This window comes from Leclercia adecarboxylata (assembly GCF_006874705.1).
Classification (GTDB): Bacteria; Pseudomonadota; Gammaproteobacteria; order Enterobacterales; family Enterobacteriaceae; genus Enterobacter; species Enterobacter adecarboxylatus_C.
In genome coordinates this window covers 3,645,320-3,666,792 of record NZ_CP035382.1, presented here as the reverse complement: position 1 = coordinate 3,666,792, position 21,473 = coordinate 3,645,320, and the positions used below count along the sequence as shown (strand labels likewise).

Sequence of the window (21,473 nt, the reverse complement as noted above, 5' to 3'; positions counted from 1 at the left end):
GATAAGAACAGGACCCGGTAAGCGATGAAACAAAAAGCACTATGGATTAACCAGATAAAGGGGCTGTGCATTTGCCTGGTGGTGATTTACCACTCGGTGATCACCTTTTATCCCCACCTCGAGGCGCTGCACGCCCCGCTTTCGGTGCTGCTCGCCAAATGCTGGGTGACGTTCAATCTTTATCTCGCCCCCTTCCGCATGCCGGTGTTCTTCTTTATCTCAGGGTATCTGGTCCGGCGCTATATTGACGAGGTTGAGTGGAAAACCTGCCTCGACAAACGGCTCTGGAGCATTATCTGGGTCCTGGCGCTGTGGGGTGTGTTGCAGTGGCAGGCCCTGACCCATCTCAACGCGTGGCTGGCGCCGGAGCGGGATCTTAATACCGCGTCGAACGCCGCCTATGCCGACTCGCTGAGCGGCTTTATCACCGGGATGCTCACCGCCAGCACCAGCCTGTGGTACCTCTACGCCCTGGTAGTCTATTTCACCCTCTGCAAGCTGCTGAGCCGCTGGAAGCTGCCGCTTATCGGGCTGCTGGCGCTGGCCAGCATCGCGATCAACTTCCTGCCGCTGCCGTGGTGGGGGATGAACAGCGTGGTGCGCAATATGATTTATTACAGCCTCGGCGCCTGGTATGGCGTGCAGCTGATGGCGTGGATGCAGGCCCGGGTGTGGCGGCGTGATGCGCTGGCGGTGGCGGCGTTCGGAGTGGTCTCCGTCGTGCTGTGGTTCGTCGGCGTTCCCCTGCCGCTGTCGCTGCTGTCGATCCTGCTGATCATGGCCCTTTTCTACCGCCTTGAGCAGCGGTTTGCCGTCGGGCCTGATAACCTGCTGAACGTGGTGGGCTCGAACACCATTGCCATCTATACCACTCACCGCATCCTGATCGAAGGGGTCAGCCTGGTCATGATCCACCAGCTGAACAGCGGGGCATGGCCGGTATGGGCGGAGCTGACGCTGGTGCTGTTCTATCCCTTTGCCAGCCTGCTGGTCTGCACCCTCGTGGGGCTGGGGGCGCGTAAACTCTCCAGTGCGCTGACCGGGGATTTCTTCTTTACCCCGCCTGCCCGCCTGACGCCGGTTCAGGCCACGCGCTAGCGCCCCTGCGGGGGCCTCTTCACGCTGTGTGCGGTTACGATTTGCTAATGTAAAACGATCAAGGATAATAAAGACATTGTGTATCAGTGATATGCCCAATAAGAGATCCTGACAAAGCCATGCCTGAACAATATCGTTTTTCCCTGCCCGGCAAAGCGGGCGACCAACGCCAGTTGGGTGAACTGACCGGGGCAGCCTGCGCCACGCTGGTTGCAGAAATTGCAGAGCGCCATCAGGGGCCGGTGGTGCTGGTCGCGCCGGACATGCAAAACGCCCTGCGCCTGCATGATGAGATCCGCCAGTTTACCGATCAGCTGGTCACCAGTCTCGCCGACTGGGAGACCCTGCCCTACGACAGCTTCTCCCCGCACCAGGAGATTATCTCCTCGCGCCTCTCCACGCTCTATCAGCTGCCCACCATGCAGCGCGGTGTGCTGATTGTGCCGGTCAATACCCTGATGCAGCGCGTCTGTCCGCACAGCTATCTGCACGGGCATGCGCTGGTGATGAAAAAGGGTCAGCGCCTGTCGCGGGATGCCCTGCGCGTCCAGCTCGACAGCGCCGGCTATCGCCATGTGGATCAGGTGATGGAGCACGGGGAGTATGCCACCCGCGGCGCCCTGCTCGATCTCTTCCCGATGGGCAGCGCGCTGCCCTATCGTCTGGATTTCTTCGATGACGAAATCGACAGCCTGCGCCTGTTTGACGCCGACACCCAGCGCACGCTGGAGGAAGTGGAGGCCATCAACCTGCTGCCAGCCCACGAGTTTCCGACTGACAAAACCGCTATCGAGCTGTTCCGCAGCCAGTGGCGCGATAAGTTTGAGGTCAAGCGCGACGCCGAGCATATCTATCAGCAGGTGAGCAAAGGCACCCTGCCGACGGGGATCGAGTACTGGCAGCCGCTGTTCTTCAGCGAGCCGCTCCCCGCCCTGTTCAGCTACTTCCCGGCTAATACCCTGGTGCTGAATACCGGCGATCTGGAGGCCAGCGCCCACCGTTTTGAGAGCGAAACCCGCGCCCGGTTTGAGAATCGCGGGGTGGATCCGATGCGCCCCCTGCTGGAGCCTGAGCTGCTGTGGCTGCGCACCGACGAGCTGTTCAGCGAGCTGAAACGCTGGCCGCGCATGCAGCTCAAAACCGAAAACCTGCCGGATAAAGCCGCTAATACCAATCTGGCGTATCAGCCGCTGCCGGACCTCGCGGTGCAGGCGCAGAATAAATCCCCGCTGGACAACCTGCGTAAATTCCTCGAAGCCTTTACCGGCCCGGTGATCTTCTCCGTCGAAAGCGAAGGCCGTCGCGAAGCGCTGGGCGAGCTGCTCAGCCGCATCAAAGTGGCGCCGAAGCGGATCCTGCGTCTGGACGAGGCCAGCGGCACCGGTCGCTATCTGATGATTGGTGCCGCCGAGCACGGCTTTATTGATACGCTCAATAACCTGGCGCTGATCTGCGAAAGCGACCTGCTGGGCGAGCGCGTGGCGCGCCGCCGCCAGGACAGCCGCCGCACCATCAACCCGGATACGCTGATCCGTAACCTGGCGGAGCTGCACCCCGGCCAGCCGATTGTCCATCTCGAGCATGGCGTGGGACGTTATGCGGGAATGACCACCCTGGAAGCCGGGGGCATCAAGGGCGAATACCTGATGCTGATGTACGCCAACGACGCCAAACTCTATGTGCCGGTGTCGTCCCTGCATCTAATCAGCCGCTACGCGGGCGGCGCGGAAGAGAATGCGCCTCTGCATAAACTTGGCGGTGACGCCTGGGCGCGGGCGCGGCAGAAAGCGGCGGAAAAAGTACGCGACGTGGCGGCAGAGCTGCTGGATATTTACGCCCAGCGCGCGGCCAAGTCCGGCTACGCCTTTAAACACGATAAAGAGCAGTACCAGCTGTTCTGCGACAGCTTCCCGTTTGAAACTACGCCGGACCAGGCCCAGGCGATCAATGCCGTGCTCAGCGACATGTGCCAGCCGCTGGCGATGGACCGGCTGGTGTGCGGCGACGTGGGCTTCGGGAAAACCGAAGTGGCGATGCGCGCCACCTTCCTCGCGGTTGAGAACAACAAGCAGGTGGCCGTGCTGGTGCCGACCACCCTGCTGGCGCAGCAGCACTACGATAACTTCCGCGACCGCTTTGCCAACTGGCCGGTGCGCATTGAGATGATGTCGCGTTTCCGCAGCGCCAAAGAGCAGGCTCAGATCCTGGAGCAGGCCAGCGAGGGCAAAATCGATATTCTCATCGGCACCCATAAGCTGCTGCAGAGCGACGTGAAGTGGAAAGATCTGGGGCTGTTAATTGTCGATGAAGAGCATCGCTTTGGCGTGCGCCACAAAGAGCGGATCAAAGCGATGCGTGCCGATGTCGACATCCTGACCCTCACCGCCACGCCGATCCCGCGCACCCTGAACATGGCAATGAGCGGCATGCGCGATCTGTCGATTATCGCCACCCCGCCGGCCCGTCGCCTGGCGGTGAAAACCTTTGTCCGTGAATACGATAACCTGGTGGTGCGCGAGGCGATCCTGCGTGAAGTCCTGCGCGGTGGCCAGGTCTATTATCTCTACAACGATGTGGAAAATATTCAGAAAGCGGCCGACCGGCTGGCAGAGCTGGTGCCGGAGGCGCGGATCGCCATCGGCCACGGGCAGATGCGCGAGCGCGAGCTGGAGCGGGTGATGAACGACTTCCACCACCAGCGGTTTAACGTGCTGGTGTGTACCACGATCATCGAAACCGGGATCGATATTCCTACCGCCAATACCATCATCATTGAGCGGGCGGATCACTTCGGCCTGGCGCAGCTCCACCAGCTGCGTGGTCGAGTCGGCCGTTCACACCATCAGGCCTATGCCTGGCTGATGACTCCACATCCGAAAGCGATGACTACCGATGCGCAAAAACGTCTCGAAGCCATCGCCTCGCTGGAAGATCTGGGGGCCGGCTTTGCGCTGGCGACGCACGATCTCGAGATCCGCGGCGCGGGTGAGCTGCTGGGTGAAGATCAGAGCGGATCGATGGAAACCATCGGCTTCCAGCTGTATATGGAGCTGCTGGAAAATGCCGTCGATGCCCTGAAGGCGGGGCGCGAGCCGTCGCTGGAAGATCTCACCAGCCAGCAGACGGAGGTGGAGCTGCGGATGCCGGCCCTGCTGCCGGATGACTTTATCCCGGATGTTAATACGCGTCTGTCATTCTATAAACGCATTGCCAGCGCCAGGGACGAAGCCAGCCTCGACGAGATTAAGGTGGAGCTGATTGACCGCTTTGGCCTGCTGCCGGATGCGGCGCGTAACCTGCTGGATATCGCCCGTTTACGCCAGCAGGCGCAGAAGCTGGGGATCCGCAAGCTGGAGGGGAATGACAAAGGCGGCATGATTGAGTTTGCCGAGAAGAATCATGTCGATCCGATGTGGCTGATTGGTCTGCTGCAGAAACAGCCTCAGCACTACCGTCTGGACGGTCCAACGCGTCTGAAATTCACCCAGGATCTGGCGGAACGGAAAACCCGCATGGACTGGGTTCGTAACTTTATGCGACAGCTCGAAGAGAACGCCGTCGCCTGACCCACCGCCGGGCGGTCCTGCAATCGCCCGGCCTCGTTCCCCGTTAATTTACAACTCTTTGCAATACACCTGGATTTCCCGACACGTCCATTCGCCATAATTATCAATTAACTTTCAGATAATAATAATCTTTATTGCTATGGATTCTGGTGATGATAACGACTTCGCGTTTTACCCGTTGGATATCGTTGGTTGCGCTGCTCGCTACCCTGGCGCTTGCCCTACCTGCCCGGGCCAATACCTGGCCCCTTCCCCCGCCGGGCAGCCGTCTCGTGGGCGAGAACCGCTTTCACGTCGTGGAAAATGACGGCGGCTCGCTGGAAGCAATTGCCAAAAAATATAACGTCGGCTTTCTGGCGCTACTGCAGGCCAATCCCGGCGTGGATCCCTACGTTCCCCGCGCGGGCAGCGTGCTGACCATCCCGCTACAGACCCTGCTCCCCGATGCGCCGCGGGAAGGGATTGTCATTAACCTGGCCGAGCTGCGTCTTTACTATTACCCGCCGGGTAAAAATGAGGTCACGGTCTATCCAATCGGCATTGGTCAGTTGGGCGGTGATACCCTGACGCCAACCATGGTGACCACGGTGTCAGACAAGCGCGCCAACCCCACATGGACGCCAACCGCCAATATTCGCGCCCGTTATAAAGCTCAGGGCATCGATCTGCCTGCGGTGGTGCCCGCCGGACCGGAAAACCCGATGGGGCATCATGCGATCCGCCTTGCGGCCTACGGTGGGGTCTACCTGCTACACGGCACCAACGCCGATTTTGGCATCGGTATGCGCGTCAGCTCCGGCTGTATTCGCCTGCGTGACAATGACATCGAGACGCTGTTCCGCGTCATCCAGCCCGGCACCAAAGTGAATATCCTGAATACGCCGATCAAGGTGTCAGAGGAGCCCGGTGGCGTGCGGCTGGTGGAAGTACATCAACCGCTGTCGAAGCAGCTGAATGACGATCCTCAGACCCTGCCGATTGTGTTGAATGCCGCCCAGCAGGGCTTTAAAGCCAGCTCAGACGAAGCAGTGATGGAGCGCGCGATGGAAGCCCGCTCCGGCATGCCGGTGGACGTTACCCGTCATCCTGAAGCCCAGACGTTGTAAGCCGAAACGATAAAAAAAACGCTCTGCAATTGCAGAGCGTTTTTTTTCGCAGTGGCATTAATGAGGGTTAAGCCATGCTTATTTGTAGATCACCGCAGTACCGTGCAGGGTGTTCGGACCGCTAACGGAGGTGATACGGAAAGATTTTGCGCCCATTTCGTCCGCTTTTTGCGCTAGCTGGCTTTCCAGAGAACCCAGGTTAGTCCCACCATTTGCGGCGATAGTGCCCACTTTTTGTTGATCGGCAGGGGTAGACTGAACCTGTACAGCGGCGAAGCTGGCAAACGAGAGTGAGCTGAGTACAGCAGCGGCGATGAGCGTTTTTACGTTTTTCATTTTATGAACCTTATGCAAGTGACAGGTGGTCGTAAGCATTAACTTAACGATCGATAACTAAATGATAAATGTGATCTGCATCACGGTCAAATTCTTTTTATAACGATCGTTAAAATAAATTTAAAATCTTTAAAATTCATATTGATATGATGAAAATAATTTTATGAATTCAGCGCTGGCTGCAAACCGGGATTATTTTTATAATGGTCGTTCAACAAACCAACAGAGGTACAACGGCTCATGACAACCGATGACACGCGTTGCGCTAAAAAAAGCCGTGGCCGACCAAAAGTGTTCGACAGGGACGCGGCGCTGGATAAGGCCATGACGCTGTTCTGGCAGCATGGGTATGAAGCCACATCGCTGGCCGATCTGGTCGCAGCAACCGGGGCCAAAGCCCCTACGCTGTATGCAGAATTTACCAATAAAGAGGGGCTGTTCCGTGCGGTGCTGGATCGCTATATCAGCCGCTTCGCCGCCCGCCATGAAGCACAGCTGTTCTGCGAAGAGAAGCGTGTTGAAGAGGCGCTGGAAGATTACTTCACTGCGGTGGCGACCTGCTTTACCAGCAAAGACACGCCTGCGGGCTGTTTTATGATTAACACTTCAGCGACGCTGGCGGCATCGTCACAAGAGATCGCCCATACGGTCAAATCTCGCCATGCGATGCAGGAAGAGACGCTATGCCGGTTCTTAGAGCAGCGTCAGCAGCGCGGTGAGATCCCCGCCCAATGCGATCCGCAAAAACTTGCCCAGTATCTGAGCTGCATTTTGCAGGGGATGTCTATCAGCGCCCGGGAAGGCGCCAGCCTGGAAAAACTGCAGACCATCACGCAAATCACCCTGCGCCTGTGGCCTGAGCTCCTTAAAGCCTGACCAGCAGGGCGGTAAACCGCCCTGCTCTCCCCGCCACTTTCAGACAAATCTGTTTAAAGATAGGTAAAAACTATCACCACCTCTCTGCCGCTTGCTATCCTTAACGAGTAATTATTGATGTGCTAATGATTAGGCGTATGAGTCATAACGGAGCTGTTCTGGCTATTCACATTCAGAAGGAGAATAAAATGATTTTGCTATTACCATTTTTTAAGGTGTTAATAGTCATTACATTGTTATTCGGTCTCTGGGTTTTATGTGGTGGGTCAGTTTTATTTGCTTTCCTTTCCGTACTGATAACAGGATTTATGTTACTCCGCCAGTATCACGAATTTGACCTGTAACCACTGTTACCCCGCTGTATCCCTGAGAAGACCTTAATCCCGACGCGAACGATGCGGGCGTTAAGGTCTTTTTTTATGGACAAAAAAAGCTCCCCAGCCTGAGCGAATGGGGAGCTAAATGCAGAGAACAGATTTTTTTATGCTTTGTTATTCAGTACCAGCTGACCATCGCTGTTGAGGGGGATTTGCGTGCCGGGATCTTTATCCATCCGGATCTTGCCCTGCTGATCGCCAATTTTGTATGTCACATCGTAGCCGAGCATTTTCTCTGATTTGTCATACACCGTTTTACAACGCTGCTGCGTGGAGGTGTAGGTGTCGCGCTCCTGCAGGGCTCCCTGCGCCTGATTGCCGGCATAACCACCGCCCAGCGCGCCCACGACCGTGGCAACATCTTTACCGCGCCCGCCACCAAACTGATGACCAATCACGCCGCCTGCCACCGCACCAAGCACGGAACCGGCAATGCGGTTTTCATCCTGCACCGGACGACGATGCGTCACGGTCACGTTATGGCACTCCTGACGCGGTGTTTTCACCGTCTCTTTAATCGGTGTCGCCGAAACCACCTGCGCGTATTGTGGGCCACGTTCAAAGACATTCAGACTGGCAACTGCCGCCACGCCTAACGCGGCAACCACGCCAATCCCTATACCTGCCACCATGGATTTATTCATGGGACAACCTCCTTTTTATTGCTATTGGTAACAATTCTGCAACTAAAGCGGCGTGTTCGCAAATCAGAGAAAGGATTAAAAATGTGGTGATAAACGCAAAACAGACGTGTTTAGGAGGACTCTTAGTCCGTCAGAGCGCGATTCACAGAAGGATATGCTGAATAAGCCCCTCCGGCGAGTGCGGAGGGGCGCGGGTCTTAGTGCAGTTTCAGTCGCGGTCGGATCACGCGGTTGATGCTGCCTACCACCATCATTAGCCCGGTTTTGAAGTAACCGTGCAGCGCAACCTGGTGCATACGGTACAGCGAGATGTAGACGAAGCGCGCAATACGCCCTTCCACCATCATCGAGCCACGCATCAGGTTGCCCATCAGGCTGCCGACGGTAGAGAAGTTAGAGAGTGACACCAGAGAACCATGATCTTTATAGACATAGTTCTTCAGGGTCTTTCCTTTCGCCTGCGCCAGAATATTATGCAGCGCCAGGCTGGCCATCTGGTGAGCGGCCTGAGCGCGCGGTGGTACGAATCCACCTTCCGGGCGGGCACAAGAGGCGCAGTCGCCAATCGCATAAATGTCCGGATCGCGGGTAGTTTGCAGCGTCGGCTCTACCACCAGCTGGTTGATGCGGTTGGTTTCCAGACCGCCAATCTCTTTCATGAAATCAGGCGCTTTAATACCCGCCGCCCAGACCATCAGATCGGCTTTAATATGTTCGCCATCTTTGGTGTGCAGGCCATGCTCATCGGCGCTGGTGACCATAGTCTGGGTCAGAACGCGTACGCCCAGTTTGGTCAGCTCACTGTGGGCTGCGCCAGAGATGCGCGGCGGCAGCGCAGGCAGAATACGCTCTCCCGCCTCCACCAGGGTCACGTTCAATGCATCGTTGGTTAACCCTTTGTAGCCGTAGCTGTGCAGCTGCTTCACCGCGTTATGCAGTTCGGCAGAGAGCTCAACGCCGGTCGCGCCGCCGCCGACGATGGCGATATTCACCTTGCCGCTTGCGCCGAGATTATTGGAGTACTTAAGGAACAGGTTAAGCATCTCCTGATGGAAACGACGCGCCTGATGCGGGTTGTCGAGGAAGATGCAGTTCTCTTTCACGCCCGGGGTATTGAAGTCGTTAGAGGTGCTGCCCAGCGCCATCACCAGCGTGTCATAAGCCAGCTTACGCTCCGGCACCAGAAGTTCGCCCTTCTCATCGCGCAGCTCGGCCAGGGTAATGGTTTTGCTTTCACGATTGATATCCATCACCGAGCCCAGCTGGAACTGGAACCCGTGGTTGCGCGCATGCGCCAGATAGCTCAGCGCGTCAACGCCTTCATCCAGAGAACCGGTAGCCACTTCGTGCAGCAGCGGTTTCCACAGGTGGCTGTGGTTGCGATCGACGAGCGTAACTTTAGCTTTTTTACCGCGTCCGAGCTTCTTACCCAGCTGCGTAGCCAGTTCCAGACCGCCAGCACCACCACCCACAATCACTATCTTTTTCAATGGTGTAGTCAACGTGACCCCCTAAATTATTAACCAATTGTTAACTAAAAGTTATGAAAATAACCTTTAGTTAACAACAAGTTACAGCACTGAAACCATTCAACGGACATGAGAATAACATGTTCGGTGCATTGGTCATACCAAAATTGATGTGCATCAAGTTTTGCCGCTTAAAATTCACACAAGCTTAGCAAAAAGAAAGCCCGGCTCACGTTACGTGGCCGGGCTCAGGATGAAATCAGGAATTAACCTAAAGTCTTGAACGCCTTAATGCGTTGCAGATGAGGGGCAATATTCTTGAACTTATGCGTCTGCTCTTCATCCCAGACAATTTCGTAGTAGTGGTGCAGCAGTTCCGCAGCGCGGGGGCTGTTCAGCGCCTCATCGTTGCGGGAAAGGATCACCAGACAGCGATCGCGGTTCTTTTCACGGAAGTTGCTTACGCACTTGGTGGCGATATCAACGTACTCTTCCGGTCTGTCGATCTTGCCTTCCATATTCTCGTTCGGGAACAGGTTGGGGTTGAACACCACCTGGCGAATATCACACAAGAACCCAATGCGCTCCGCCCAGTACCCACCCAGGCCGACGCCGCAGATCAACGGACGCTCGTCAACATTCAGCTGCAACATTTTGTCCACTTCCTTCAGCAAATGCTGCATATCATGCTTCGGATGACGTGTGCTGTAGCTAATCAGCCGCACATCCGGATCGATAAACTGCAGCTGCAGTACTTTCTCGTGATTACCGGGACTGTTCGAATCAAAACCGTGCAAATAGATGATCATCGTATCCTCGCCACACTACGCTTGCCAGGAGGGGTTATTGCCCCGCTTTATGCGCTTGCCAGCGCTCATGAAGCGCCTCAAGCTGCGCATTCACGGTTTTCCAGCGTGCTGTATCCCGCAGCTCCTGACGGCTAAAAGAACCTTTATGATACAATTGTGTAACACGTTCAGCCTTGATCGGCGACAGGTTATCTAACACGCTGACTGCGCCTTTACGATTATTGCAGACCAGGATCATATCGCAACCCGCATCTAGGGATGCCTGACCGCGTTCCGCGTAGCTGCCCATGATCGCCGCCCCTTCCATGGACAGATCGTCAGAGAAAATCACGCCGTTGAAGCCCAGCTCCTGACGCAGCACGGTTTTTAGCCAGTGCGGCGAGCCGCTGGCCGGACGCGGATCAACATCGGTGTAGATCACATGCGCAGGCATAATGGCGTCGAGCTTGTTGTCACTGATAAGCGATTTGAAAATCGACATGTCCCGGGCGCGGATCTCTGCCTGTGGGCGGGGGTCGCGCGGGGTCTCTTTGTGGGAATCCGCCGTGACGGCACCATGCCCCGGGAAATGTTTGCCGGTGGTTTTCATTCCCGCCTCGTGCATCCCGTCGATAAAGCGGGTGGCGACCTGCAACGCTTTCTGCGGCTCCTCGTGGTAAGCACGCTCCCCGATGGCGGCGCTGATATGGCCCACATCCAGAACCGGGGCAAAGCTGATATCAATATCCATGGCGATCATCTCGCTGGCCATCAGCCAGCCGGCCTCCTGCGCCAGTTTACCACCCTCTTCCAGCCCGAGTAACGCTGCAAAAGACTGGGCAGCGGGTAGACGGGTAAAGCCTTCGCGAAAACGCTGCACGCGGCCGCCTTCCTGATCAACGGCTACCACCAGGCGGTGACGGGAAGCCTCGCGGATCTGGCGTACCAGCTCCCGTAGCTGCGCAGGATCGTGATAATTGCGCGTAAACAGGATCAGGCCACCCACCAGCGGATGCGCCAGAATCTCGCGCTCCTCCGCATCCAGCTCATAACCTTCCACATCCAACATGACCGGACCCACACGAACCTCTCTTATTCTGTCGTTTCTAACTGGCGCCAGATCTCATCGGCCAGCGCAATAAAATGTTTGTCTTGTGATTGTTGCCAGCGCAGCTCAAACCAGCCAGCCATCAGCATCAGCACCCAAGGGCGCCAGCGTTTCACCTGACGTTGCAGCCGGGACAGATCGAGCTGCGCGATCTCGCCGTAGGCGGCAAGCAGTTGCTGACGCTGGACTTCACTCTCAGTCCAGACGCTGGCCAGCTCCAGGGCAACGTCGCCGTCTCCGGCATATTCCCAGTCCAGCAACCGACTGCCGGCAGGCGTGTGCACGATATTACCCGCATGAACGTCCATATGCAGCGGCACGAGGCGCAGCGGGCGCGGCTCGCCCCCTTTTTGCAGACGCTTATGCCATCGCAGCCACAACGGTGTACGCCGGGACGGCGAGGCCTGCAACCAGTACTGCTCCAGCAGCGGGGCCAGGGTGATGCGCCAGCCGAACCTGGGCTGATGATGCAGATGATACAGCATCGCGGCCAGCACGGGTGCGGCGGGTAACGTGGTTTTGACCTCACCCGCCAGATAATCGACCGCTATCCATCCAGGGCTGTAAAAATGCGGCTGGGGAGCAATGTCGGCGGGAAGATGGCGTAGCGCATGGTACTGGCGGCGAAAATGGGCCGGCGTGGCCAGCGCGGCATGATACTGGCGCAGCACCAGCCGCTGCCCGGCGTGCTCAATAATGCAACTCGCGCCGCTCAACCCGGTTTGGGTCTGCGGCGCGATAAGGCGATACTGCGGGAAAAAGCGCGACAGCAATGTGTCGCGCGTCAGATTACTGTTGCTGAACTGCACCTTTACCCGACCAGATAATTTCACCTGTCTGAACCAGCATCAGCTGCATTTGCAGCGCTGGTGAGTTGACGTTGCCGGTCGCGCTGGAGTAGAGCACATACTGCGCCCCTACGTTGCGGGCAATGCCGATGGCTTTACTGCGCGAGCCCAGGCTGTCCTGCGGAGAAAGGCCCAACTGCTGCTTGGCCACGGAGAGCTGCTGCGCCGATACCAGGGTGAATTTGCCATTGTTCGCCAGCGCATTGCGCAGCGTTTCGGTGGCTTCCCCGGCATTCAGGCTACCGTTGGTGCGGTTGTTGACGCTGTCCACCAGCAGCACGCTGCCTGCGGTAACGCCCTGAGCCTGCAACATTTTACCGACCATCGGCTGCATCGCGCCGTTCCAGTCGTAATGACGTTCACGCGGCACAGGCTGAGCGCTTTCTTCCTGATGCTCGATAGGACCTGGTTGCGCAGGCACGGACGGCACGGTAGGCACGGTTGGTACAGGCTGTGTTGGCTGGACCGGCTGCTCTGCGCCCGGCTTCACCTCTTCGACCGGTGCAGGCGGCTGCTCAGTACGACTGATACAACCCGAGAGGAACAGTGCAAAAGCCGTGACCAGCGCGTAACGACTGAAATTTTTAATCAAGGATCACCCCTTACAGATAGAGATAAAGTCTGACCTTATGCGCACCCAGATAATTGGCGCTGCCATAGAGCGTGACCGACGAATTCGCCGGGATGGTCACGCTGCGCGGCGCCTCAAGCGGGTGCATTTCCAGGCCTCTGGCGTCATACCAGAAAAAACGGTAATGGACGGTTATGGACTCTTGTCTTTCATTAAACAGCGTGGAGGAGGCAGACGGCTGGATCTCGCTGATGGTCAGCGACGGTTTATCGGCGGTAATGCCCGCCGCCAGTACAGATGACTCCATCACTAATGTTTGCTCATCATTGACGGGGATGGCGGGCTGAGATTTGCATCCCGCCAGCAGCACCATCATGAACAGCATCGCAATCCGTCCACCGGGCATTTTAAAGACCTTTATGCGCAAGCATCGGCCCCAGCGGGCGACCGCCGAGCAGATGCATATGAATATGATAAACTTCCTGACCACCGTGGCGGTTACAGTTCATGATCAAACGATAACCGTCTTCGGCCACGCCTTCCTGCTCAGCAATTTTCGCTGCTACTGTCAGCATACGGCCTAATGCCAGTTCATGCTCAGTTTTAACGTCATTTACCGTCGGAATCAGAATATTAGGAATAATGAGGATGTGGGTCGGCGCCTGCGGAGAGATGTCGCGAAAAGCGGTAACCAGCTCATCCTGATAGACGATATCCGCAGGTATCTCGCCGCGGATAATTTTACTGAAAATGGTTTCTTCAGCCATGAGGTTTTCCTTATTCATTAATCTGGCGACGTGCCCGGAGACAACCCACTCGGTGCAGGCGCATTCTTATGTGATACGACTCAAGAGTATGAGCGACTTTCTCTAATCCTTTCAACCTTATCCCTCGAATTCTTTCCTTATAGCGCAATTTATACGCAGCCGTTCCTCGCGCCCTGCCCTGAAATCTTAAAACATAATTTCATATACGGCTGAAACCCTTGTTTACAGGTTTAATCACAATGCGTATATTTCGCATTTGCATTTACATGCGCATTTTATACCTAGAAAACGACCTCAGACTGTGCTTACGGAACTGGGGCATAACATTCACACTTCACTCAGAAAGGTTTGTTGATGTCTTTCATGAATTATACCAGGGACGGGCAACGCCAGCCTGTCGCTAAACCCTCGCTGCTCGCAGCCTGTATTGCTTTCGCATTGACGCCCGTCGCCAGCTTCGCCGCCCCGGCCGAAGAGACGGTCATTGTTGAGGGTTCATCGCAGCCGGATGCCGCTGATGAAAGCCAGGACTACAGCGTAAAAACCACGACCGTGGGCACCAAAATGCAGATGGTCCAGCGTGACATTCCGCAATCGGTCACGATCGTCAGCGAACAACGCATGGAAGACCAACAGCTGCAAACCCTGGGCGACGTGATGGATAACACGATGGGGATCAGCAAAAGCACCACTGACTCCGATCGCAGCAACTTTTACTCCCGCGGGTTCGAAATCGACAACTACATGGTCGATGGCATTCCAACCTATTTCGAATCACGCTGGAACCTGGGTGATTCTCAGTCTGACACGGCCCTGTTTGAGCGGGTGGAAGTGGTGCGTGGCGCCAACGGTCTGATGACCGGCACAGGCAACCCGTCTGCGGCGATCAATATGGTGCGTAAGCATGCCACCAGCCGCGAATTCAAGGCCAATCTGTCGGCAGAATACGGCAGCTGGAACAAACAACGTTACGTCATGGACATGCAAAGCCCGCTGACGGAAGACGGCAATCTGCGCAGCCGCATCGTGGCGGGTTATCAGGACAGCGACTCCTGGCTCGACAACTACAATCAGAAGCGCACCTTCTTCTCCGGTATTCTGGACGCCGACCTGGGCACCAGCACCTCCCTGTCCGCCGGCTACGAATACCAGCGTATCGACATCAATAACCAGACCTGGGGTGGTTTGCCGCGCTGGAACACCGACGGTAGCACCAAACATTACGATCGCGCCCACAGCACGTCTCCAGACTGGGCTTACAACGACAAAGAGTTCAATAAGGTCTTCTTCACCCTGAAGCAGCGTTTTGCCGACGACTGGCAGGCCACCCTGAATGCGACCCATACCGAAGCGAAATTCGACAGCAAAGCAATGTACATCGATGCCTTTGTGAATAAGAGCACCGGCATGCTGGAAGGCCCTTATTCGAATTATGGTCCGGGCTTTGATTACATTGGCGGCACCGGCTGGAACAGCGGTAAACGTAAAGTGGATGCGGTGGATCTGTTTGCAGACGGGGGCTACGAGCTGCTGGGCCGTCAGCACACTATGATGGTGGGCGGCAGCTTCAGTCGTCAGACCAACCGTTACACCAACTCATGGGCTAACGTCTACCCGGATGAGTTCGGTAGCTTCTACGACTATAACGGTGACTTCCCGGAAACCAACTGGGGATCGCAGTCGCTGGCTCAGGATGACACCACCAATATGAAATCGCTGTACGCCGCGACGCGCATTTCACTGGCCGATCCTTTGCATTTAATTCTTGGCGCCCGTTATACCAACTGGAGTGTTAACACCCTGACCAGTGACATGGAGAAAAACCACACCACGCCTTACGCGGGTCTGGTTTACGACATCAATGACAACTGGTCTGCCTACGCCAGCTATACCTCCATCTTCCAGCCGCAAAACTACCGCGACAGCTCGGGCAAGTATCTTGACCCGATCACCGGGAATAACTACGAAGCGGGCCTGAAATCCGACTGGATGAACAGCCGTCTGACCACCACGCTCTCCGTGTTCCGCATTGAGCAGGATAATCTGGGGCAAAGCACCGGCCGGACCATTCAGGGTTCCACTGATGTGGCTTACGAGAGCGTTGACGGTACCGTGAGTAAAGGCGTTGAGTTTGAAATCAACGGCGCGCTGACGGATAACTGGCAGATGACCTTCGGTGCAACGCGCTACGTTGCGGAAGATAACGAAGGCAAGGCGGTAAACCCGCAACTGCCGCGTACTACCGTAAAACTGTTTACCAGCTACCGTCTGCCGGCTATGCCTGAGCTGACCGTTGGTGGCGGCGTTAACTGGCAAAACAGCGTCTACACTTATCAGGACACGCCTTACGGCACCTGGCGCGCATCACAGGGCAGCTACGCGCTGGTGGATCTCTTCACCCGTTACCAGGTCACGAAGAACTTCTCCCTGCAGGGTAATCTGAATAACCTCTTCGATAAGACTTACGACACCAACGTCGAAGGTGAAATTGTGTATGGCGAACCGCGTAACGTGAGCCTGACCGCAAGCTATCAGTTCTGATAAATCATCAGACGTCTAAGGGAGCCAAATGGCTCCCTTTTTTGTGCCGGGTGGCGCTACGCTTACCCGGCCTACGGTCTGAGCTTTTGTAGGCCGGGTAAGGCGCAGCCGCCACCCGGCATTTCACAAACCATAGATATAAAAAAGGCAGCCATTCGGCTGCCTTAGTCTCCCCAGGTCACAACTTAGTTGCTGCGGATGTACTCATCCATTTCGGTTTTCAGGTTATCGGATTTAGTACCGAAGATAGCCTGTACACCGGAACCTGCAACAACTACGCCAGCTGCGCCCAGTTTTTTCAGACCCGGCTGGTCAACTTTCGCGATATCAGCAACGCTCACACGCAGACGAGTGATACACGCGTCCAGGTTGGTGATGTTCTCTTTACCGCCGAACGCTGCAACCAGTGCAGGAGCCATTTCGCTGGTCGCGCCAGCTTTAACGTCGTCTGTTGCATCTTCACGACCCGGAGTTTTCAGGTCCAGTGCTTTGATCAGCACGCGGAAGATGGTGTAGTACGCAACCGCGTAGCACGCACCAACGATTGGGAACAGCCACAGCTTGCTGCTGTTACCGGACAGAACGATAAAGTCGATCAGACCGTGCGAGAAGGAGGTACCGTCACGCATACCCAGCAGGATACAGATTGGGAACGCCAGGCCAGCCAGAACCGCGTGGATAATGTACAGAATCGGCGCAACGAACATGAAGGAGAACTCGATCGGCTCGGTGATACCGGTCAGGAACGAGGTCAGCGCTGCGGAGATCATGATACCGCCCACTTTGGCACGGTTCTCTGGTTTAGCAGAGTGCCAGATTGCAATCGCAGCAGCCGGCAGGCCGTACATTTTGAACAGGAAGCCGCCAGACAGTTTGCCTGCAGTTGGGTCGCCTGCCATGTAACGTGGGATATCGCCGTGGAAAACCTGACCTGCTGCGTTGGTGTATTCGCCGATCTGCATCTGGAAAGGAACGTTCCAGATGTGGTGCAGACCAAACGGCACCAGGCAACGCTCAATGAAGCCGTAGATACCGAACGCCACAACCGGGTTCTGGTATGCAGCCCACTGGGAGAAGGTCTGGATCGCAGAACCAATCGGAGGCCAGATGAAGGAGAGGATCACACCGGTGAAGATCGCCGCCAGACCAGAGATAATTGGAACGAAACGCTTACCTGCAAAGAAGCCCAGGTACTCAGGCAGCTTGATGCGATAGAAGCGGTTAAACATATATGCCGCAATTGCACCCGAGATGATACCGCCCAGAACCCCGGTATCAGCCAAGTGTTTAGCAGCGATCTCTTCCGGTGGTAAGTGCAGCACCAGAGGTGCAACCACAGCCATGGTTTTAACCATGATGCCGTAGGCAACTACAGCGGCCAGTGCAGATACGCCGTCGTTATTGGTGAAGCCAAGCGCAACGCCGATAGCGAAGATCAGTGGCATATTAGCAAAAACAGAACCGCCTGCTTCGGCCATCACATGAGAAACTACGGCTGGCAGCCAGCTGAAGTTTGCAGAACCGACGCCCAGCAGGATACCTGCGATAGGCAGTACGGATACTGGCAGCATCAGCGATTTACCGACCTTCTGCAGGTTAGCAAATGCATTCTTAAACATAATTGAGAGTGCTCCTGAGTATTTGTGCTTTTTTTACGTTTTCACGCATTGGCCCGGGGGGAGAACCGTGCCGTGGACAGGACATCTAAGCGCCCTTTATTTATTACACAGAGTAAAATAAATCCGCGTATCTTTGTTTGACGGCTATCACGTTTCAGCGCAAGGCAGCTGAAAAACTTTCAGACTTTTACAAAACAGATTGCCAAATGTTTCCATAACGGTCATCACCGCCCCAACCTGGGCGGTGAACTTTACTCTTTTCGGCTATTAATTACGAGCCATAAAAAAATAGATTAATCAGGCAGATTGCAGGCGGGAGGGATCGATGTGAAACAGGCTGGCAAAGTTGGTGGTGGTAATGCGTGCCAGTTCTTCAACGTCGACGCCTTTTAATACGGCCATGTACTCGGCCACATCCCGTACCATCGCGGGTTGATTTTCTTTACCGCGATGCGGTACCGGAGCCAGATAAGGGGAATCTGTTTCCACCAGCAGACGATCGAGCGGCACGTAGCGCGCAGCATCACGAAGCTGCTCGGCGTTACGGAACGTCACGATCCCGGAAAACGAGATATAAAAACCCAAATCCAGCAGCTTGCCCGCTGTTTCTCTGTCTTCTGTGAAACAGTGTAGTACGCCCCCGCAATCCGTCACGTTTTCTTCTGTCAGGATTGCCAGCGTATCGGCGCGCGCGTCGCGGGTGTGGACGATCACCGGTTTCTTCAGTTCCCGGCCAATGCGGATATGGTCGCGGAAAGATTCCTGCTGGCGAGCTTTGGTTTCCGGAGTGTAGAAATAATCCAGCCCGGTTTCACCCATCGCCACCACGCCCTCTTCCGCCGCCAGACGGCGTAAATCTTCGACGTCGTAAGGTTCATCCTGGTTCAGCGGATGCACGCCGCAGGAGAACACCACATTGTCGCGGACGCCCACCAGCTCACGCATAGTGCGGTAACCCGGTAACGTCGTGGCGACCGCCAGACAAAATTTCACATCGCGGGCGGCGGCTTTCGCCAGCACGTCATCGACGTTTTTATGCAGGGATTGATAATCCAGGCCATCGAGATGGCAGTGTGAGTCGACTAAAAACATAATGTCTCTCTCAGAGATGGGATACAGGCAACGTCGTGCCCGGTTGCAGGTAATGCTCGATAGTGAGTAACAGGTCGGTCAGGACAAGCTCCCGATTCAGCCCCGTTACGCTGAGTAGTTGTTCGCGGCACTGGCAGACATCATGAAGGATAGCCCGCAATGCCACGCCCGGCAGGCGCTGCGCCAGGGTATTCACGAGCGGCCAGGCATCAGCATTGCTAAGCAGGGTCGCTCCCTGCTGTACTTTAAGGGCATCCAGCAGCAGGGCTGCCAGCCAGTGCAGACGGTCTGGCACTTGCTCGTGGTTAAGAACCGGAAGCAGGCTCAGCCAGTCGCCGCTGTCCGGCACCGCGCCGAGCGCCTGACAGAGTTGTTCCCGTTGCGTCTGAACGTTGGGCTGCAGCAAGGCCAACGCCGCGGCAGGTGCTCCGCCGCACAGACGCAGCGCGCTCAGTGCAGCTTCTTGTGACGTTGTCACTTCTCGCGCCAGCCAGCTGAGGGCCCAGGCCTCCTGCGGCACGCTGAGATGATGTAAACGACAGCGGCTACGCAGGGTTGCCAGCAGCCGTCCGGGTTCACGACAGGCCATCAGGAACCAGGTATTTTCCGGTGGCTCTTCAAGGGTTTTTAACAAAGCGTTCGCCGCCGCCTCAGTAAGCTGAGCGGCATCCTTCAGCCAGACGACCTTCGCCCCGCCGAGCCGCGCACGCTCGTAGAGCTTTTCACTGACCGTACGCACCGCATCGATGCCCAGCGTGGTCTTGCCTTTCTCCGGCTCCAGCGCGTAATAATCCGGGTGCGTCTCCGCCTGCATCAGCTGACAGCTGCGGCATTGACCGCAGCTTTTATGCCCCTGCGGCTGCTGGCACATCAAAAAACGGCTGATGGCGTAGATCAGGGCCTCATCGCCCATGCCCGGCAGCGACTGGATCAGTAACGCATGATGCCCCCGACCGGACTGATAGCTGTTCACCAGCTGTTCAAAGTGCGGGCGCAACCATGGGTACCATTTCATGCCTGTTGTTCCTTCAGCCAGTCAGTGACCGTCTGGCGAATGTCGTTCATCACATCCTCCAGCGGCTGGGTTGCATCGATGGTGCGGATCGAACTGTCCTGGGCGGCCAGCTCGCGGTAACGCGCGCGGGTGCGGTTAAAGAAGTCCAGCGACTCCTGCTCGATACGATCCAGTTCGCCGCGGGCGCGGGCGCGTTTCAGACCCACTTCAGGCGTCACGTCGAGATAGAGCGTCAGGTTCGGGCGGAAATCACCGAGGACCGCATCGCGCAGCGTGCCGAGCATCTGCTGGTCAATCCCGCGTCCACCGCCCTGATACGCCTGGGTCGAGAGATCGTGGCGGTCGCCAATCACCCAGCATCCCCGCGCCAGGGCAGGCTTGATGACGGTTTCGACCAGCTGGACGCGCGCGGCGTAAAACATCATCACTTCGGCTTTATCGGTGATGACTTCATCCCCGACCGATTTGATGTCCAGTACCAGGCTGCGCAGTTTTTCAGCCAGCTGGGTACCGCCCGGTTCACGGGTAAAGATCATCTCTTCGATACCACACTGTTTGAGCGTCTCGACCACTACATCACGTGCGGTCGTTTTCCCGGCGCCTTCCAGCCCCTCAATGACAATGTAATTACTGCGCATTTTTTTCCTTAAGTGCCTTCAGATAGTCCTGGACCGAACGATTATGACTGGCAAGATTGGTGTTAAAAGTATGTCCACCCTTTCCGTCCGCGACGAAATAGAGATACGGCGTCTTAGCCGGATGCGCGGCGGCATTCAACGATGCCTGACCCGGTGTGGCAATCGGCCCCGGGGGTAAACCGCTAATGACATAGGTATTATAATCGGTTGGGGTTTCCAGGTCTTTACGTGAAATTTTGCCCTTGTAATTCTCACCCATTCCGTAAATTACCGTCGGGTCGGTCTGCAAACGCATACCGATGCGCAGGCGATTGATAAATACCGAGGCAACCTGATCCCGCTCACTCGCAACCGCCGTCTCTTTCTCGACGATCGAGGCCATGGTCACGAACTGGTTCTGATCTTTATACGGCAGGTTCTCCATCCGCCCTTCCCAGGCTTTATCCACCGCTTCAACCATCTTTTTATGCGCGCGTTGCAGCAAAGCCACATCCGTGGTGCCTGCGGTATACATCCAGGTATCTGGCCAGAACCACCCTTCTACCCACTCCGGATGCTCAAACTTCAGGGCCTCGGCGACGGTGGCATAGCTGTCGTCTTTAAGAGTGTGTTTGATGTAAGGCGCGTCGCGGAGCTGCTTCAGGTAGTCGCTCAGGCGCATTCCTTCCACAAAACGCAGCGGGAACTGCGCCTCTTTACCGCTCTCAAGCAGCTCCAGCATCTCTTTGACGGTCATCTCCGGCGTAAAACGGTAGGTACCGGCTTTAAAATGCGACAGTTCCGGCTGCACGCGTAATAACCACTGGAACACCCGCGGGCGGTTAATGATCTTCTCGCCATACAGCTGCTCACCCAGCGCCAGACGCCCGGTGCCCGGTTTCAGGGTGAAGACCGTCTCTTCGGCGATCAGAATTTGACTGCCCGCCAGCTGGCGAACTTTCCACATCCCCACGCCAGCGGCAATGCCCAGCACAACAAGGATGAGGAGAATAAAGCGCAACATTTTCTTCATGA

Annotated in this window: 19 protein-coding genes; 5 read left to right on the top strand and 14 right to left on the bottom strand. The window is 56.2% G+C overall.

Going from position 1 to position 21,473, the window contains the following annotated elements; all coding sequences use genetic code 11:
* Positions 1-24: 24 nt before the first annotated feature.
* The 3 genes from ES815_RS18415 (at position 25) to ES815_RS18405 (ending at position 5,770) form a co-directional block, all read left to right on the top strand.
* Entirely contained in the window at positions 25-1,098 is a 1,074-nt protein-coding gene (locus ES815_RS18415; protein WP_142489100.1) for an acyltransferase family protein, read from the top strand.
* Between the two features lie 119 nt (positions 1,099-1,217).
* Entirely contained in the window at positions 1,218-4,664 is a 3,447-nt protein-coding gene (gene mfd / locus ES815_RS18410; RefSeq protein WP_142489099.1) for a transcription-repair coupling factor, read from the top strand.
* Between the two features lie 152 nt (positions 4,665-4,816).
* A complete protein-coding gene (locus ES815_RS18405) occupies positions 4,817-5,770 on the top strand; it encodes a L,D-transpeptidase family protein (RefSeq protein ID WP_142489098.1) in 954 nt (317 codons plus the stop codon).
* A gap of 78 nt (positions 5,771-5,848) precedes the next feature.
* Here the strand turns inward: ES815_RS18405 and bhsA are convergent, their stop codons facing one another.
* Complete coding sequence (bhsA, locus tag ES815_RS18400) at positions 5,849-6,106, bottom strand: multiple stress resistance protein BhsA (protein WP_142489097.1); 258 nt, start codon at positions 6,104-6,106, stop codon at positions 5,849-5,851.
* A gap of 240 nt (positions 6,107-6,346) precedes the next feature.
* Here bhsA and ES815_RS18395 point away from each other — a divergent pair, with 240 nt between their 5' ends.
* Positions 6,347-6,982 (top strand): TetR/AcrR family transcriptional regulator, encoded by a 636-nt coding sequence (locus tag ES815_RS18395; RefSeq protein ID WP_142489096.1) that lies wholly within the window; start codon positions 6,347-6,349, stop codon positions 6,980-6,982.
* A 481-nt stretch (positions 6,983-7,463) separates the two neighbouring features.
* On the opposite strand, the gene ES815_RS18385 is transcribed toward ES815_RS18395, so the two are convergent.
* The 8 genes from ES815_RS18385 to hinT all read right to left on the bottom strand — a co-directional run bounded on the left by ES815_RS18385 (position 7,464) and on the right by hinT (position 13,554).
* The gene (locus ES815_RS18385; protein WP_142489094.1) at positions 7,464-8,003 is read right to left on the bottom strand and encodes a glycine zipper 2TM domain-containing protein; all 540 of its coding nucleotides are present in this window, start codon (positions 8,001-8,003) and stop codon (positions 7,464-7,466) included.
* Positions 8,004-8,200: 197 nt separating this feature from the next.
* Positions 8,201-9,505: an NAD(P)/FAD-dependent oxidoreductase gene (locus ES815_RS18380; protein ID WP_142489093.1), complete on the bottom strand. Its 1,305-nt coding sequence runs from the start codon at positions 9,503-9,505 to the stop codon at positions 8,201-8,203.
* Between the two features lie 233 nt (positions 9,506-9,738).
* Positions 9,739-10,281 (bottom strand): alpha/beta hydrolase YcfP, encoded by a 543-nt coding sequence (gene ycfP / locus ES815_RS18375; protein WP_103179108.1) that lies wholly within the window; start codon positions 10,279-10,281, stop codon positions 9,739-9,741.
* A gap of 34 nt (positions 10,282-10,315) precedes the next feature.
* The gene (nagZ, locus tag ES815_RS18370) at positions 10,316-11,341 is read right to left on the bottom strand and encodes a beta-N-acetylhexosaminidase (protein ID WP_142489092.1); all 1,026 of its coding nucleotides are present in this window, start codon (positions 11,339-11,341) and stop codon (positions 10,316-10,318) included.
* A gap of 11 nt (positions 11,342-11,352) precedes the next feature.
* Positions 11,353-12,177, bottom strand: coding sequence for a thiamine kinase (gene thiK / locus ES815_RS18365; protein ID WP_142490085.1), 825 nt, complete (start codon positions 12,175-12,177; stop codon positions 11,353-11,355).
* On the bottom strand, positions 12,158-12,808 hold the full coding sequence (gene lpoB, locus ES815_RS18360; RefSeq protein WP_142489091.1) for a penicillin-binding protein activator LpoB: 651 nt from the start codon (positions 12,806-12,808) through the stop codon (positions 12,158-12,160). The genes thiK and lpoB overlap by 20 nt, the downstream gene beginning before the upstream one ends.
* Positions 12,809-12,818: 10 nt before the next feature.
* Positions 12,819-13,193 carry a YcfL family protein gene (locus ES815_RS18355; RefSeq protein WP_142489090.1) on the bottom strand — a complete coding sequence of 125 codons (375 nt, stop codon included), beginning with the start codon at positions 13,191-13,193 and terminating at the stop codon, positions 12,819-12,821.
* Between the two features lies 1 nt (position 13,194).
* Positions 13,195-13,554, bottom strand: a complete 360-nt coding sequence (gene hinT / locus ES815_RS18350) for a purine nucleoside phosphoramidase (RefSeq protein ID WP_142489089.1) — start codon at positions 13,552-13,554, stop codon at positions 13,195-13,197.
* A gap of 354 nt (positions 13,555-13,908) precedes the next feature.
* Between hinT and fhuE the strand changes: the two genes are divergently transcribed.
* Positions 13,909-16,095, top strand: a complete 2,187-nt coding sequence (fhuE, locus tag ES815_RS18345) for a ferric-rhodotorulic acid/ferric-coprogen receptor FhuE (RefSeq protein WP_142489088.1) — start codon at positions 13,909-13,911, stop codon at positions 16,093-16,095.
* Between the two features lie 185 nt (positions 16,096-16,280).
* On the opposite strand, the gene ptsG is transcribed toward fhuE, so the two are convergent.
* The 5 genes from ptsG to yceG all read right to left on the bottom strand — a co-directional run bounded on the left by ptsG (position 16,281) and on the right by yceG (position 21,471).
* Positions 16,281-17,714 carry a PTS glucose transporter subunit IIBC gene (gene ptsG / locus ES815_RS18340; protein ID WP_142489087.1) on the bottom strand — a complete coding sequence of 478 codons (1,434 nt, stop codon included), beginning with the start codon at positions 17,712-17,714 and terminating at the stop codon, positions 16,281-16,283.
* A 297-nt stretch (positions 17,715-18,011) separates the two neighbouring features.
* The gene (locus ES815_RS18335; RefSeq protein ID WP_142489086.1) at positions 18,012-18,806 is read right to left on the bottom strand and encodes a metal-dependent hydrolase; all 795 of its coding nucleotides are present in this window, start codon (positions 18,804-18,806) and stop codon (positions 18,012-18,014) included.
* A gap of 10 nt (positions 18,807-18,816) precedes the next feature.
* Positions 18,817-19,821, bottom strand: coding sequence for a DNA polymerase III subunit delta' (holB, locus tag ES815_RS18330; protein ID WP_142489085.1), 1,005 nt, complete (start codon positions 19,819-19,821; stop codon positions 18,817-18,819).
* Positions 19,818-20,459 (bottom strand): dTMP kinase, encoded by a 642-nt coding sequence (tmk, locus tag ES815_RS18325; RefSeq protein ID WP_142489084.1) that lies wholly within the window; start codon positions 20,457-20,459, stop codon positions 19,818-19,820. Before tmk ends, holB begins: the two co-directional genes overlap by 4 nt.
* Positions 20,449-21,471 (bottom strand): cell division protein YceG, encoded by a 1,023-nt coding sequence (yceG, locus tag ES815_RS18320; RefSeq protein WP_142489083.1) that lies wholly within the window; start codon positions 21,469-21,471, stop codon positions 20,449-20,451. Before yceG ends, tmk begins: the two co-directional genes overlap by 11 nt.
* Positions 21,472-21,473 lie beyond the last annotated feature (2 nt).

Coding starts and splice junctions, on each gene's coding strand:
- ES815_RS18415 (WP_142489100.1), top strand. CDS start 25: ATGAAACAAAAAGCACTATGGATTAACCAGATAAAGGGGCTGTGCATT.
- mfd (WP_142489099.1), top strand. CDS start 1,218: ATGCCTGAACAATATCGTTTTTCCCTGCCCGGCAAAGCGGGCGACCAA.
- ES815_RS18405 (WP_142489098.1), top strand. CDS start 4,817: ATGATAACGACTTCGCGTTTTACCCGTTGGATATCGTTGGTTGCGCTG.
- bhsA (WP_142489097.1), bottom strand. CDS start 6,106: ATGAAAAACGTAAAAACGCTCATCGCCGCTGCTGTACTCAGCTCACTC.
- ES815_RS18395 (WP_142489096.1), top strand. CDS start 6,347: ATGACAACCGATGACACGCGTTGCGCTAAAAAAAGCCGTGGCCGACCA.
- ES815_RS18385 (WP_142489094.1), bottom strand. CDS start 8,003: ATGAATAAATCCATGGTGGCAGGTATAGGGATTGGCGTGGTTGCCGCG.
- ycfP (WP_103179108.1), bottom strand. CDS start 10,281: ATGATCATCTATTTGCACGGTTTTGATTCGAACAGTCCCGGTAATCAC.
- ES815_RS18355 (WP_142489090.1), bottom strand. CDS start 13,193: ATGCCCGGTGGACGGATTGCGATGCTGTTCATGATGGTGCTGCTGGCG.
- hinT (WP_142489089.1), bottom strand. CDS start 13,554: ATGGCTGAAGAAACCATTTTCAGTAAAATTATCCGCGGCGAGATACCT.
- fhuE (WP_142489088.1), top strand. CDS start 13,909: ATGTCTTTCATGAATTATACCAGGGACGGGCAACGCCAGCCTGTCGCT.
- ptsG (WP_142489087.1), bottom strand. CDS start 17,714: ATGTTTAAGAATGCATTTGCTAACCTGCAGAAGGTCGGTAAATCGCTG.
- ES815_RS18335 (WP_142489086.1), bottom strand. CDS start 18,806: ATGTTTTTAGTCGACTCACACTGCCATCTCGATGGCCTGGATTATCAA.
- holB (WP_142489085.1), bottom strand. CDS start 19,821: ATGAAATGGTACCCATGGTTGCGCCCGCACTTTGAACAGCTGGTGAAC.
- tmk (WP_142489084.1), bottom strand. CDS start 20,459: ATGCGCAGTAATTACATTGTCATTGAGGGGCTGGAAGGCGCCGGGAAA.
- yceG (WP_142489083.1), bottom strand. CDS start 21,471: ATGAAGAAAATGTTGCGCTTTATTCTCCTCATCCTTGTTGTGCTGGGC.